The following is a 13,692-nucleotide window of genomic DNA, read 5'->3' on the forward strand; positions in this document are numbered from 1 at the left end:
ACTCCACCATCCACATCCGCGACTCCAAGGCGGTCGGAGGTCCTCTGCTGAACGTCTCCCATGCCGGCTGGTCTTCGTTCGTGGCTTCACTGGTGCGGTGACTTGTGCGGGGCTTGGCGTATTTCCGTGCCCGGATGGAGGGAATGCCCGAGTCTCCGAAAGTTGCTCAGAACGGCCTGCCGATCAGATAGACACGCAGGTCAACGAGCCTGCTCCCCGCGTGTGCGGGGATGGACCCGGCCCGACGAGCTGAGCCAGCAGCGTCGCAGCCTGCTCCCCGCGCACGCGGGGATGGACCCGAGCTGAGCCACCTCGGCGTCTGGGGCACGCCCTGTTCTCCGCGCGCGGGACGGGCCGTCGCGTCGGTGCAGTGCTGGATCGATGTGCGGGCGCGTGATCGGGGACAGGTGTCGGTTCCAGGGGTCGGCGCCGGGGTGAGGGGAGTTGCCGGGGGTGTCGGTGGCGGAGCTTAGTCTTTCGCCATCGTCACAGCGGGGCGGGGCAGTTGCGCTCCGTCCACCGTGCTGTGCCGGTTCCCCGGACGGCGAACGAGGCGAGGAACGCATGGGCTGGCTCACGGCAGGCGACGGCTACGAGATCGCTCTGGTGGCGGGCCGTGTGGTGGCCCGCACCGCTGCGGACCCTGCCGGGGCCGGAGCACCGGGGGAAGGGCCGGCTGGGGTGTCGGAGGAGTTGCCGGAGGCGCTTCGCGACCGTCCCGAGGTGATCGAACTCCAGCGTCTCGCCCAGTGGTTGGAGTGGCACGCGGACGAGTGCGCGGAGCGGGTCCGCACCTGGATGGTGTCCTCGCTTCCGGTGCCCACCGCCCTGCTGGGCCGGGTGTGGCCGGACGAGGCGTGGCAGGCGGCGTTGCGCAACCTGGTGGTCGTGAGCGAGGGCGAGGGGGAGCGCGGCATCCTCCGGGACGTCGAGGAGGAGGGCGTGCTGCGGGTGGTGGACGGGGGCGGCCGGAGCCTGCGTATCGAGGCCGCTGCGGTGACGATCCCGCATCCGGTCCTGCTGCCGGATCTGGCGGAGCTGCGGGACCGCGCCGCCGAACTGGGCGCGGTCCAGGGCGTCGAGCAGCTCCACCGCGCGGTGTGGCACAGGCCGGCGGACGCCGAGGAGGCCGCCCGTGCGGTCCACGCCTTCGCCGGCGCGGAGTACCGGTCCTGGTTCGCTCTCTCCGGCCGTGCCACCGCGCTCGGTTACAAGGTCGCGGGCAGGGCCGCCACCGACCGGATACGCGAGGCCGGGCGGGTCCTCACCGCCTCGGTCGGCATCGGCGACCCGTACACCGAGGAGCGTGCCTGGACGGGCGCGCTCGGCTGGAGCGAGGGCCGTGGCAGGGCGCTCGCGCCGGCGGAAGTCGGCCCGGTGGCCTGGTCCGAGGGCATGCGGATGGCCGCGGCGCTGTACGCGGGCGGCACCCCGCCGTCCGACGGCGACGCCGATGTCCGTTAGCGATGCCCGCCGGCGGTGTCCGTCAGCGGTGTCCGTGAGCGATGCCCGCGAGTGCGTCCGTCGGCGGTGTCCACCAGCGGCGTTCGTCGGCCGTGGTGAGTCCGGTGGGGGCGGCGCCGGCCTCTGCCGAGGGGTCGCCCACACCCGCTGAGGGCCCGCACGCAGGCGTCGGCCGTCCAGGGCAGCGCCACCACCGGACGACGGCGTCGGCAGCACCCGGCACGCACGACCACGAGCACGACCACGAGCACGAGTACGACCACGACCACGACCACGACCACGACCACGAGCACGAGTACGACCACCCACACACGGCACCACGCGCGCACGGCTCCCACCCGTCGCGGCGCCGCGAACAGCACGGCCGGAAAGGCACGGAGAGATGAACGACGCGGTCAGTACACAGGACGGGGCGGCGGCCGGCGGGCCGGCGGGCACGGAGGAACTGCTGCGCGCCGGTGCGGTCCTGCCGGCCGGGACGACCGGTGCCGGTGAGCGGGCCGTGCCGATGCTCGCCCAGCGCTACCGTCACCCCGCCCTGGACGGCCGGACGGTGGTACGCCTGCTGGCCGCACAGCCGGGCGAGGATCCCGCGTCCGGCTTCCTCGGGCTGGTGCCGGACGGCGCGGCGGCGCCGGTCGGGCTGGCGCGGCCCCGGGCGCTCGGCTTCCCTGAGCGGGTGCTGGTCCACCACCCCTCGGACGGTCATCTGGCGATGTCCGTCGCCGAGGAGATGGAGACGATCGCGCGGACGGCGCGGTCCAGGCCGAAGCGGGCCCGTGCCGCGTACGAGGCGATCGGCGAGCGGCTCGCCGGTGCCGTGCCGCACTTCCTGCCGACGTTCTACGAGGAGGCCGGCCGGGTGTTCCTGGCCGCAGACGAAATCTCGTACGCGTCCTTGATGTTCACCGCCGCCCGCCGGGCCGAGACCGCGTACGCGCTGCCGTTCGAGGAGGAGCGGATGGACGCGGTCTTCCTGGAGTTCGCGCAGGCCGGTGCCGTGCCCGTGAAGATTCTCTCCAGCTACGCCAAGGGGCTCGCCGGACGGGCCCCGGCCGCCACGGCGTTCCGGCATCTGCGCGGCCTCTTCCTCCGGCTGGCCGCGCACGGCCTGCCGCCCTCAGGGCCCGGCGCCGGTGAGCTGCGCCGGCTCGCCAAGGCCGTGGCCGGCAAGGACGCGCTCGCCGTGGAGACCGCGTATCTGCGCGAGATGCTGGTGCTGCCCGGCGCGGCCGCGGCCCCGCCCGGCTGGTGGAAGGCGCACCGCCGTGCCCTGGTGGAGCTGACCCGGCAGGAGCCCGCCTTCCGCGGCACCCTGCTGGGCCTGATGCCCACCGAGTGGGAGCGGGAGGAACTGGTCGAGTGGATCGCGCTGTTGGAGAGGACGGGCGCCACCGCCGGGCTGTACGACACCGCACTGCCCGCCGAGGTCCGCTCGCCGGACGGCACCGCGGGGTGGGTGCGCAGGCTGCTGGCCCTGGTCGGCGCGGCGACGCCGGCTCCGATGTATCCGCTGCTGGAGCGGCTGGCCGGGCCCGTACGCGCCGAACTCGCCGCCGACGGCGGCGCGTTGCCGCCGGTGCACGACGTGCACCTCCTCGACCAGCTGCTGGAGTGGGGCATACCGGTGGCCGAGCCCGGCCCCCGCTTCTCGCTCGGCCTGCGCGCCTGGACGCGGCGCGCGGACCGCCGTGAGCTGTGCGCCCTGGCGGCCGACCCCCGCTTCCGCCGCGCGTTCCGCCGGAGCATGCCGTACCTGCCGAGTGAGGACGGGCGCGCGGCCCTCGCCGCACTGGCCGCGGCGCCCGGCGGCCGCTCGCTGCTCGCCGAGTGGGTCGCCGAGGTCTGCGGCCGGTACCTCACCCGGGAACTGCCGGCGTTCTCCAGCCGCGGCGGCGCTCTGGAACCCCTGGTGCACCTGCCCGGCGAGATCCTGGCCCTCGCCGAGGACGCGGTGCGTGCGGCGCTGAAGCCGGGGATGGCCCCGGCGCTCGCCCGCAGTCTGCGCTGCGGCCTCATCGACGAACTGGGCTGGCCCGCCTGGGACGAGGCCGTCGCCGCTGCCGGTGCCGGCCACCCGGCGCACGACATCCAGGTCGTCGACGCCTGGCCGCACCTCGTCGTGCTGACCCGCGCCAGGGCCCGGGTGATCGGCCCGGAGGGCACCGTCCACACCCATGAACTGCGGCTGCCGGCCGCGCCGGTGGAGGGCGCGCCGCCCCGGGAGGTGGACGACGTCAACTGCCGCTGGGTCGACGGTGAACTGCTGGTCTGGTGGTCGGCGACGGGGCACAAGCACGGCTACTGGGAGCACAGCCCCGAAGAACTCTTCCCCTGCGACGGCGGCCTCGGCCGCTCCGGCTGGATGCTGGAGTACGGCAGGACCATGGCCCCGGCCACCCTGCCGGTCCCCGGAGGCGGGCGCACCACCGGCGCCGGGGTGCTGCGCCGCGGCGACACCGTCCTCCCGGAAGCCCGCCTGGTGATCAGCGACGGGACGTCCTACTGGGTGCAGGAGATGAAGAGCACCCGGCCCCTGGAGATCGGCTGGTTCGAGTACGACCCGGTCACCGACACCCTCGGCGCTTTCCGCCCGCCGCCGTGGTTCGACGAGGGCCTGCGCGCGGCCCCGGAGGGCACCACCGAGGTGACGGGCCGGCTGCTGCCCGCCGACGGCGTCGCCCCGGGGCCGCTGTGCGCCCCGGTGGACGGGGTACTCGGCTGGCGGGTGCTGCAACTGCCCGACGGCTCACTGCGGGGCGAGGATCTGGCCGGCCGTACCGTCGCCGTGCCTCCCGCGCGGGGCACGTCCCGGGCGCTGTGGCACGCGCTGCTCTTCCCCGGCGCCGAGCGGCCCCTGGCGGTGGTGCAGGACACCGACGTCGTCCGGCTGCTGGACGAACACGGCACCGTGCGGGCCGAGTTCCTCCAGGACCGTGGGAAGCAGCGCCACGAGGGGGCGTTCACCGGGGGCAACACGCTGCTGCCGCCGCTGCGGTACTGGCATCTGCTCCAGCCGCGCGATCCGCGGGGCTCGGCGGCGCTGCGCCGGGTCGACGAGGAGACGGCCGCGGCGCTGCTGGCCGCCGCGGTGCAGGAGGCCGAACCGGCAGGACCGACGGGGCCCGCCCGCCCGGCCGGGCCGGAGCAGGCCGCGGCGGACGGGGAACGGCTGCCGGAGCTGATCCGAACCCTGCTGCCGGAGGTCACCGACGACGCCCTCCGCGCAGGCATCGCCGGAGTGGTGCGCTTCGCCGCCGCTCAACAACGCGCCCTGGACGAGACGTCGGCCCGCCTCGACGCGGCCGTGGGAAGCGGTGCCGCCCGGGACAGCTCGGGTCAGGACGCCGCGTCCGGGAGCGCCTCGGCCGGGAGCGCCGCGTCCGGGAGCGCCTCGTCCGGCAACGCCTCGTCCGGGAGCGCCGCGTCCGGGAGCGCCTCGGCCGGGAACGCTTCGTCCGGAAGCGGCACGGCGCAGGACGGCCCTGGCCGGTACGGCTCGGGCCAGGACAGCCCGGGCCGGGACAGCCCGGGTCAGGACGGAACGGACCGGGAGGGGGCAGACCGGGAGGGGGCTGAACGGGACGGATCGGGACAGGGCGGTACGGCATCCGGTGGTACGGGATCCGGCGGTACGGCGCGGGAAGGTGCCGAGGTCGAGGACACAGGCCGGAAAGGCGCCCCCGGCCAGGGGAGCGCGGCACCGCACGGCCAGGCGGAGGCGGACGCGGCCCGGCAGGGCGGGGGTTCGGGCGGCGCGGTCCCGCAGGGCGCTGCGGTGGACGGTGCCGATGCGGCGTCCGGGCAACGACGGCGCAGTGCCATGGCGTCGGGGCAACGAGAGTGCAGTGCGACGGCGTGGGGACAGGGCGGCGAGCCCGGGCAGCGGGCGGTGGGGGACGGGCCGGCGCGTCCGCCCGAACCCGGTGACGCGACGCTGGCCGACGCGCTGGACGGCCTCGGCCTGCGCACCGGCCTCAGGGGCCGCAGCATCTACTTCGACCTCGATCACCGGCTCTTCGACCTGCTGCGCCTGCTCGGCCGCGCGCGACGCGGCGAGAGCGAGCCGTCCCCGGCGGGGCAGGCGCACCTCGCGGTGGAGCAGCCGAAGCCGCTGGACCACCTGGACTGGCGGGTGCTGCCCGAACTGCCCGCGATCGCCGCGCTCCGGGCCGCGTCGGCCGTCACCGTCGAGGAGCACCGGAGCGCACTGGACGCCTACCTCGCCGAGCTGGACGCCCAGGGCCTGGCGGTGCTCGACCCGGACCACTGGCGCCGGGCCCGACTGCGCCTGGACCGCGCCCCGTTCGAGGCCCCGGGCTCCCCGCCGCTGCTCCAGTCCCGTGCGACGATGCTCGACCTCGGCCACGGCGCGTTCCTCCTCTTCCCCGGCCTCTGGTTCGACTTCGACGCGGTAGGCGGCGGGGACACCGGCAACGGCGCGGACGGCGGCGGCGTCGGGCCCGCCCCGGACGGCTTCCGCGACTACAGCGCGCTGTACCACGACCCGACGGGCCGCTTCGAGGTCCCGGCGCCCTACGCCGACCTGGTGCACACCGAGCCGTTCGTGCCCCTGCCCACGCGGCCGCCCGGCTGGGTCGCGGCCTTCCGCGCCGAGCTGGCCCAGCGCGGCCCCGCGCCCTGGAACCCGGCGGCGGCCGAGGAGTTCGCCCGGCTCACCGGCGTCACCCCGAGCATGGCCCGGCTGGTGGTCGCCGGACTCCCGCGGATCGACGCCGAGCGCGACCCCGTGCCCCCGGAGACCGTGAAGGCCCTCGGCGTCGTCTCCGCCGATGCGCAGGCCGCCAAGGACATCCTGCGGTCCGTCGACCGCCTCACCCGGCGGGCTGTGGTGGCGGCGCTGCTGCCCGCCGAGCCGTCCCGGCTGTGGACGGACGGGCCGGACGCCGCGGCGGCGGCCGCGGTGTGGAACGCGCGGGTGGGGTACCGCGAGCCGCTCCCCGAAGACGTCCTGCACGAGGCGGCCCGCAGCATGGCGCCGATATGGTGGCCGCCGTACGAGGCGATGCACGCCTTCCGCGACGCCGGTGACGCGCCGCGGCTCCAGCGCGACCTGATGTGGCGGCCGGACGGGGCGCGCCACCCCTCGGACGGGGGCCGGCCCGGCTTCGACCGTGACACGCTGCTGGGCTCGGTGGCGCTGTCCGCCTGGCTCGCCCACCGCCTCCCGGCCGGCGACCCGCTCCGCCGTGCCCTGCCCGCCGTGCTGGACGCGGTACGCGCCCGGCTGGCCGCGCCGGGGATGGCGCTCCGCATGGTCCGGTGGAACGGCCTGGACGACTTCCGCCGCACCCTCGGCGAACCCACCGGCACCGAGGAGGAGTTCGAGTTCTACGGCGCCGTCGCGCTCCGTACCCGGAACATGATCGGCTCCGCCGTCAACCCGGCCATCCGCACGGCCCTGCTGGCGGCGGACGGCACCGACCCGTATCTGTCGGCGCTGTTCCCCGAGGAGGGCCCCACGGTGGAGGAGACCGTGCTCCGGGTCGCACACGACGCGCGGTTCGCCGCGCTGCTCGCCGATCCGGGGGAGCCGGCGGCGGGCCCGCCGGGTGAGGACGGGACGTGGTGGCCGCAGGATCCGGCCCGCTCGGTGCCCGACCTGGTCGCCGAGGTGGCCGGAGCGTACGGCCTGGGCGGGGACGCCGCAGCGCTGTATCTGATGCTGCTGGCCATGCCGGACCCCACCGACCGCAACACCGCACGCTGGACCGGCTGGGCGCGGCAGCGGGGCGGCACCGCCCGGCTGCGTGCCGCCCGCGCCGAACTCACCGCCACCGGACTGGTGAGGGAGGGCCGCCGCACCCGCGCCGGGCGCTCCCTGTTCCTGCCCGGCGGCTGGGTCCGGCTCGCCACGCCCCATGTGCCGCTGGAGCGCTGGAAGGTGCCGCTGTACAGCCTGCTGCTGCACGGCGAGAACGTCCCGCTGGGCGTCGTCGTCCCCGCCGAGCCCGTCGCCGATCTCTACCGCCGGGCCTGGCAGCGCGTCCAGGACGGCGACCCGCCGCGCCCCGAGGAACTCCAGGTCCCCCCGCCCCGCAGCACCCGCCGCCGCTCCTGACCCACCCGCGCCGGGCCCCGACCCTCCGTGCCGCATCCCGACCCGACCCCTCGGTGCCGCATCCCGACCCATCCGCGCCGGGTCCTGACCATCCGCGCCGGGGCCTGCCCCATCCGTTGCTGGGTCCTGCCCCATCCGCGCTGGCATCCTGATGCACCTGTGCCGGGGCCTGGCACAGCCGCCGGGGCCCTGCACACCCCGCCGCCCCCGCCGCCCCCCTCACGCGCCCGCTCAACCCCCGCCCCGCGCGCCGTACTTCGTTGCCCCGCGGGGCCGAACCGGCGGGAGTGGTTCGGGAACCGGCGTGCCGGGGCGTCCTCTGCCGAAGGAAATGCGGGCCGCGTCGACGGCTCCGCAACGGATGCCTACGGTCGGCGCGCATGACCGCATCACACACCAGCTCACATCCGTACGGCGGAACGCTGCCGGTCCTCGCTGCGGCCTGCCTGTGGGGGACGGTGGGCCCCGTCCAGGTATGGGCGGACTCCGGGGCCGACCCCGTGTCCCTGGGCGCGGCACGGCTGCTCATCGGCGGACTCGTGCTCGCCGGGGTGGCGCTGCTGCTCCCGGGGTCCCGGGCCGGGCTGCGGTCGCTGGCCCGGCGCGAGGTGGGGCCGTGGATCGTGGCGGCGGCCCTGGCCACCGCCGTCTACCAGGCCGGGTTCCTGTGCGCGGTGAGCCGTACCGGTGCCGCTCTCGCCACCGCCGTGGCGCTCGGGGTGGCGCCGGTGGCCACGGGCGTCTGCGCCCGGGTGGTGACCGGTGAACGCCTCACCGCCGCCTGGGCCGTGGGCACCGCCGCCGCCGTGGCCGGGTGTGTGCTGCTGCTGGGGCCGGGCGGCGGGCAGTCGGCGCTCGGCGGGGTGGTCCTGGGCGTCGTCTCCGGCGTCTGCTACGGCCTGTACACCGTCGCGGCGAAGCGCCTGTCCGACCGGGGTGCGAGCATGCCGGCCGCGGTCGCCGCGACCCTGCTGGCGGGCGGCGTCGTGCTGGCACCGGCCGTGCTGCGGAACCCGTCCGGCCTCGCGACCGGCTCCGGCCCGGCTCTCCTCGTCTGGCTGGGCGTGGTCGCCACCGCCGGTGCCTACATGGCGTTCGTGGCGGGGCTGCGCCGGGTGACCGCGGGGACCGCGGGGACGCTCAGCCTGGCCGAGCCGCTGGTGGCGGCCGTCCTCGGGCTTCTCGTGCTCGGCGAACGGCTGTCCGCCGTGGCCGCGGCCGGTATGGCTCTGCTGCTGGCCGGGCTGGTCGCGGTGAGCCTTCCCGCCGGTGTCCTTCCGGGGACACGGCAGCGGGGGACGCGTGCCGCAACGGTGCCGACGTTCGCCCCGGCCGCCCCGGTTGCGCCGGACACCCCGGCCGCCCCGGACGCTCCGGCCGCCCCGGTTGCGCCGGACGCTCTGGCTGCCCCGGCCGCCCCGGTTGCGTCGGATGCTCCGGTCGCATCGGACGGTGAGCCGCGGGCCACCGACCGGCCCGTCGAACACTCCTGAGCGGCGGCCGTACCGGACGGCGGCCGTACCCGACGGCGGCCGGGCCCGGTCAGGAACGGCTCCGCCTCCGCCGCACCAGCACGGCCGCCGCCCCCGCGAGGAGCACGCACCCGCCGAGCACACCGGCGACCGTCCCCGCACCGAAACCGCTCGCGGCGGGCAGCGGTCCGAACAGCTCGAAGGTGCGCGTGTTGTTGCCGGTGTCCGGATCGGCGTGGTCCGCCTCCATGTCGCTTGCTTTCAGCGCGGCCTTCGCCTTGCCGATTCCCGCGGCGGCTGTTTCCGTGCCGTCGCGCTCGCGGACCTCGAAGTCGACGGTGTCGGTCTCACCGGGCGCCGCGGTGCTCAACGGGCAGGTGTAGGTGAGCCCCTGGTGTCGGCAGATCGGCTCGAACGCGTTGTCGTCGATCTTCTCCATCGGCTCCTTGCGCACCTCGGTCCCCTCCGGCAGCGTCAGGACGAGTGCGACGCCGTCGTCCCCGTCCCCCGGATCGCCCGGGCCGTCGTTGCGCAGGCCCACCCGCAGCCGGCGGCTGTCGTCCCCGGCAGCCGAGACCTGGGAAACGGCCGCGTAGTCGGCGTGGTTGGCGATGCGTATCTTCGTCCAGACGTCCTTGTCCTCGCTGTACTCCTCGCGCCCGCCGTGTGCCGTACGCACCCGCGGGGCGAGCGCGGCGCCGGTGCCTCTGCGGGCCGTGCCGGACGGGGTGGGCTCCGCCGTGGAGCGGGAGGAGCCGTCCAGTCCCCCGTTGTCGGCACCGGTGCCCAGGAGCCGGACGGAGGTCTGGAAGGTGCTGTACATCAGACGGCGCGAGCCGCCGAGAACGAGCCAGTCCTCGATGTGCGCCTCCTTGCCGGGTTCCACGCGCGTCCCGGGAAAGCGGCACGTCAGGGTCACCGTGCCGCCGTGGGCCCGGTAGTCGCAGGACCGCGAACGGCGGACGGGGCCCAGCCGTTCGTCGACCGACGCGGTCACGGCGAAGCCGTCGGCCGGCAGTTCCCCGGTGTTGCGGACGTCGAGCGCCACAGCGTGCTTCTTGCCCGAGGCGACCCGGAGGGTCTGCCGGCGCAGGGCCAGCACGGGGCCGCCGACCACGACGCGGGTCGTCGCCCGGCTCACCTCTCCCTTCGCGTTGCGGAAGCGGATGTGCAGTTCGCCGCTGTCGCCGGGCTCGCTCGTGGGCGCCGCGCGCGGCAGGGCACCGGCCCAGTTGGTCCAGCTGTCGTACGCCTCGCTGACCCGGCACACGATCTTCCGGTCCGTTCCGGAGCAGCCCTTGCCGTACCGCTTGAGCCGCAGGACGTCGGCGGAGCCCGTGACATCCAGGGTCAGCTTCGACGTCTTCGCCATACCCGACGCGCCCTCGTGGCGGATCAGGAGGTGCCTCTCCCGGTCGGGGCGCGCCTTTCCCCCGTGCGGGGCGACGCGGAACGAAGCGGGCGCCGTGAGCTTCGGCCCGTCCGAGCCGCCGTCGGCGAGGGCCGTACCCGGCGGGAGGAGCCCCGACCCGAGCAGCAGCGCGAGAACACCGGCGCACAGGCCCCTCAGAAACGTGGCGCCCTTCGGGCGGGGCGCACGGGAGCGCGGACCGGTACCGACAGCGTCTGCGGATGCCATCGCTCCAGTCGAACAGCCCGTGCGTACGCGGCGGACACCGTCCTGTGACGGAACAGCAACGCTTCCACGCCGCCCGGCCCCGGCGGCACCGCTGCGCGGCACCCGAGCGGCCCGTCCCCGAGGCCCCCGGCCCAACAGGAGTGCGTGCCGGGGACGTTCACCGGTACCGGCACCGGACGGAACCGGTCCGGTCCGGGCCGGGCCGCACCGGAGCGAACGGCTCCGTACCGCCGTACCGACGTACCGCCGCCCCGCTCAGGGCGTGTGGCGGCCCGGTACCCCCGCGCTCGGTGCCGCGACGACCTCGACCTCCAGCAGGTACTCCGGTGCGAAGAGGGCGGGTACGGGCACCAGGGTGCTGGCGGGGGCCCGGGTGACGCCCGCACGCAGCGGCCCGAAGATGACGGGCAGCAGCGCGGGGGTGTAGTCCACGACGTAGACCGTCTCCTTGACGATGTCGTCCCTGGTGGCGCCGACCGCCGCGAGGGCCGCCCCGATGTTGCGGACGATCTGCGCGCTCTGGGCCCCGTGGTCGCCGGGCCCGACGGGCCGTCCCGCGGTGTCCCAGGCGACCTGGCCCGACAGGTGCACCAGCCGTTCCCCCTCGGTGACGACGACCTGGCTGATCATCCCGGTCGGGCTGTGCACCGCCGGGGGATTGCTGCGCTCTACGGACACGACCGTGCCTTTCCGGTGCTCAGGAGGGCGTTCCGGCCCAGGCGTCGAGCGCCTTGTGCCGTTCGTCGCGGCGGGCGGTGGCGTCGGTGGCGCGGGTGGCCCAGGCGATGTGGCCGTCGGGGCGCACGAGGATCTCGGTCACTCCCTCCAGCTCCGGGTGGCCGTCCCGCTCGGTGACGGCGACGGCGGTGACACGGGAGCCCCGGCCCGTGACGGGCGGCCCGGACCGCGGGTCGGCCGCGAGGTCGAGATGGACGAACCGTCCCTCGTGCAGCAGCTCGTAGACCCGTGCCGCCCCGGACGCGGCGGCGGTCAGCCCGATGTCGGGCATCCGCCGCCCCACCAGCGGGTCGTCCCCGGGATCCGTCGGCGGGTAGGCGGTGCCGAGCGCGGAGACCCGGGCGGCGAGCCTGCGGTTGACCTCCTCGATGCTCAGGAGTTCGTCGAGGAGGGTGCGCAGCGCCGCACCGGGCCGCTGGTACTGCGGGACCAGCGTCAGCTCCGCGAGCAGCGTCTGCACCTCGGTGTTCTCGGTGACCGCCCGGCCCACCGGGTGGCGCTCGTCGTGGTAGCTGTCCAGCAGCCCGGGCGGTGCCCAGCCGTGGACGGCGGCGGCCAGCTTCCAGCCGAGGTTCACGGCGTCCTGGAGGCCGGTGTTCAGCCCCTGGCCCGCGGCGGGGAAGTGGATATGGGCCGCGTCGCCCGCCAGCAGGACCCGGCCGGAGCGGTAACCGTCCGCGAGGCGGGTGGCGTTGCCGAAGCGGGAGAGCCAACGGGGGTCGGCGACACCGCAGTCGGAGCCGCAGATCCGGACCAGGGAGGCACGGAACTCCTCCAGGGTCACGGGCTCGCGCGCCGGCGTCCGCATGCGTTCCGGGTCCAGACAGACCAGCCTGGTCAGACCGTTCTCCAGCGGTGCGACGAGGACGCCGTGTGCCCGGGCCGCCGCCAGGCCCGCCGGGTCGTCGTCGAGTTCGGCGAAGTCGCCGAGCATCCCGGTGAGGGTCTCGTCGACGCCGGGGAAGCCGATCCCGGCGGCCTCCCGCACCCGGCTGCGCCCGCCGTCGCACCCCACCGCGAACCGGGCGCTGTGGACCTCGACGCCCCCGGGGCCCTGCGCCCGTACCTCGACCCCGTCGCCGTCCTGGCTCAGGGCGACGACCTCGTGCCCGTACCGGATCTCCACCCCCAACTCCCGTGCCCGCTCCGCGAGCAGCGCCTCGGTGCGGGCCTGGGCGAGGAAGAGCGTGTAGCCGTGCCGGGAGTCCAGCGCGGAGAAGTCCAGCCGGGTGGGGAGCTGGGCGAAGTGCCAGCCGGGCACGGTGCGGCCGAGCGGCAGGAAGCGGTCGAGCAGCCCGCGCTGGTCCATCAGCTCCAGGCTGCGCGGATGCAGCGTGAGCGCCCGCGAGTCCCGCTGCGGTGCGGTGCGGCGCTCCAGGATCCGGGTGCGGACACCGGCGAGCGCCAGCTCGCACGCGAGCATCAGCCCGGTCGGTCCCGCCCCTGCGACGATCACGTCGACGTTCATGGGAGTCGTCCTCCTCCAATTAGTGAACCATGTTCACGTGAACGATGTTCACTATACTGAGGTCCATGAGTTCTCCGTCAAACCCGGGCCGCGGCCGGCCCCCGCGACTCGACCGTGCGCGCACCCTGCGGACAGCCCTCGACCTGCTGGACCGGTCGGGGCTCGACGCACTGACCATGAGGCGGCTCGCCGACGCCATGGAGGTGCAGGCCGGCGCGCTGTACCGCTACTTCGCGACCAAGCAGGACCTGCTGACGGCGATGGCCGAGCGCATGATGGACGGCGTCGCGGACGCCGCCGGGACGTGCGACGGCGACTGGAGCGAGCAACTGGCCGCCCTCGCCCGCGCGATGCGCACGGCCCTGCTCGCCCACCGCGACGGCGCACGGGTGTTCGCCGGTACGCACTCGACAGGTGAGAACATCCTCGGCTTCGCCGACACGGCCATGGGCGTCATGCGTGCGGCGGGGTTCCCCGGCGACGACGCGGCACGGGCGCTCTACACCGTGGCCAACTTCACCGTCGGCCACACCCTGGAGGAACAGGCCGCCCTCCAGGCGGAAGACGGCGGCCCGGCCGACCCGGACGCCCTCGCCGACACGGTGACAGCCGGCGCCTACCCCCACCTGACCGCCGGCCTGCCCGCACTCACCAGCACGGACTTCACCCGGCTCTTCGAATTCGGCCTGGACCTGCTGCTGGAAGGACTCAGATCCCGACGCTGAACGGCCCCCGGCGTATCCACCGGGGGCGTGCCGGGCGTTTCATCGGCGCGAACGCGCCGGAAGAAACCGCGGTCTGGGCCCGAAGGCCGGGACCGCGGCCCGGG

At 75.5% G+C, this 13,692-nt stretch carries 9 protein-coding genes; 6 read left to right on the top strand and 3 right to left on the bottom strand.

The window, feature by feature from the left end; translation table 11 throughout:
• Window positions 1–14 precede the first annotated feature (14 nt).
• The 5 genes from SCA03_RS37365 to SCA03_RS29240 all read left to right on the top strand — a co-directional run bounded on the left by SCA03_RS37365 (window position 15) and on the right by SCA03_RS29240 (window position 9,039).
• Window positions 15–101 carry a DUF397 domain-containing protein gene (locus SCA03_RS37365; RefSeq protein WP_371864010.1) on the top strand — a complete coding sequence of 29 codons (87 nt, stop codon included), beginning with the start codon at window positions 15–17 and terminating at the stop codon, window positions 99–101.
• A 463-nt stretch (window positions 102–564) separates the two neighbouring features.
• Window positions 565–1,464, top strand: coding sequence for a DUF4132 domain-containing protein (locus SCA03_RS29220; RefSeq protein WP_030888811.1), 900 nt, complete (start codon window positions 565–567; stop codon window positions 1,462–1,464).
• 41 nt (window positions 1,465–1,505) lie between these two features.
• Window positions 1,506–1,850 (top strand): hypothetical protein, encoded by a 345-nt coding sequence (locus tag SCA03_RS35325; protein WP_158102258.1) that lies wholly within the window; start codon window positions 1,506–1,508, stop codon window positions 1,848–1,850.
• Window positions 1,847–7,546 carry a hypothetical protein gene (locus tag SCA03_RS35330; RefSeq protein ID WP_170223860.1) on the top strand — a complete coding sequence of 1,900 codons (5,700 nt, stop codon included), beginning with the start codon at window positions 1,847–1,849 and terminating at the stop codon, window positions 7,544–7,546. The genes SCA03_RS35325 and SCA03_RS35330 overlap by 4 nt, the downstream gene beginning before the upstream one ends.
• A gap of 380 nt (window positions 7,547–7,926) precedes the next feature.
• Window positions 7,927–9,039, top strand: coding sequence for a DMT family transporter (locus SCA03_RS29240; protein ID WP_230988991.1), 1,113 nt, complete (start codon window positions 7,927–7,929; stop codon window positions 9,037–9,039).
• A 49-nt stretch (window positions 9,040–9,088) separates the two neighbouring features.
• Here SCA03_RS29240 and SCA03_RS29245 read toward each other — a convergent pair whose 3' ends face one another.
• From SCA03_RS29245 to SCA03_RS29255, 3 genes are all read right to left on the bottom strand, one after another.
• Window positions 9,089–10,657, bottom strand: coding sequence for a hypothetical protein (locus SCA03_RS29245; RefSeq protein WP_086817268.1), 1,569 nt, complete (start codon window positions 10,655–10,657; stop codon window positions 9,089–9,091).
• Window positions 10,658–10,912: 255 nt separating this feature from the next.
• Complete coding sequence (locus SCA03_RS29250; protein WP_371864006.1) at window positions 10,913–11,335, bottom strand: RidA family protein; 423 nt, start codon at window positions 11,333–11,335, stop codon at window positions 10,913–10,915.
• A gap of 19 nt (window positions 11,336–11,354) precedes the next feature.
• Window positions 11,355–12,863, bottom strand: a complete 1,509-nt coding sequence (locus SCA03_RS29255; RefSeq protein ID WP_086817266.1) for a monooxygenase — start codon at window positions 12,861–12,863, stop codon at window positions 11,355–11,357.
• Between the two features lie 65 nt (window positions 12,864–12,928).
• On the opposite strand from SCA03_RS29255, the gene SCA03_RS29260 reads away from it, so the two are divergent.
• Entirely contained in the window at window positions 12,929–13,588 is a 660-nt protein-coding gene (locus SCA03_RS29260) for a TetR/AcrR family transcriptional regulator (protein WP_030893608.1), read from the top strand.
• The last annotated feature ends 104 nt before the right edge of the window (window positions 13,589–13,692 follow it).

This window comes from Streptomyces cacaoi (assembly GCF_006539165.1).
Taxonomy (GTDB): Bacteria; Actinomycetota; Actinomycetes; order Streptomycetales; family Streptomycetaceae; genus Streptomyces; species Streptomyces cacaoi.

Bases quoted from the DNA above. Each gene is read 5' to 3' on its own strand.
- SCA03_RS29240 (WP_230988991.1), top strand. From the start codon at position 7,927: ATGACCGCATCACACACCAGCTCACATCCGTACGGCGGAACGCTGCCG.
- SCA03_RS29260 (WP_030893608.1), top strand. From the start codon at position 12,929: ATGAGTTCTCCGTCAAACCCGGGCCGCGGCCGGCCCCCGCGACTCGAC.
- SCA03_RS29245 (WP_086817268.1), bottom strand. From the start codon at position 10,657: ATGGCATCCGCAGACGCTGTCGGTACCGGTCCGCGCTCCCGTGCGCCC.
- SCA03_RS29220 (WP_030888811.1), top strand. From the start codon at position 565: ATGGGCTGGCTCACGGCAGGCGACGGCTACGAGATCGCTCTGGTGGCG.
- SCA03_RS29255 (WP_086817266.1), bottom strand. From the start codon at position 12,863: ATGAACGTCGACGTGATCGTCGCAGGGGCGGGACCGACCGGGCTGATG.
- SCA03_RS35325 (WP_158102258.1), top strand. From the start codon at position 1,506: ATGCCCGCGAGTGCGTCCGTCGGCGGTGTCCACCAGCGGCGTTCGTCG.
- SCA03_RS35330 (WP_170223860.1), top strand. From the start codon at position 1,847: ATGAACGACGCGGTCAGTACACAGGACGGGGCGGCGGCCGGCGGGCCG.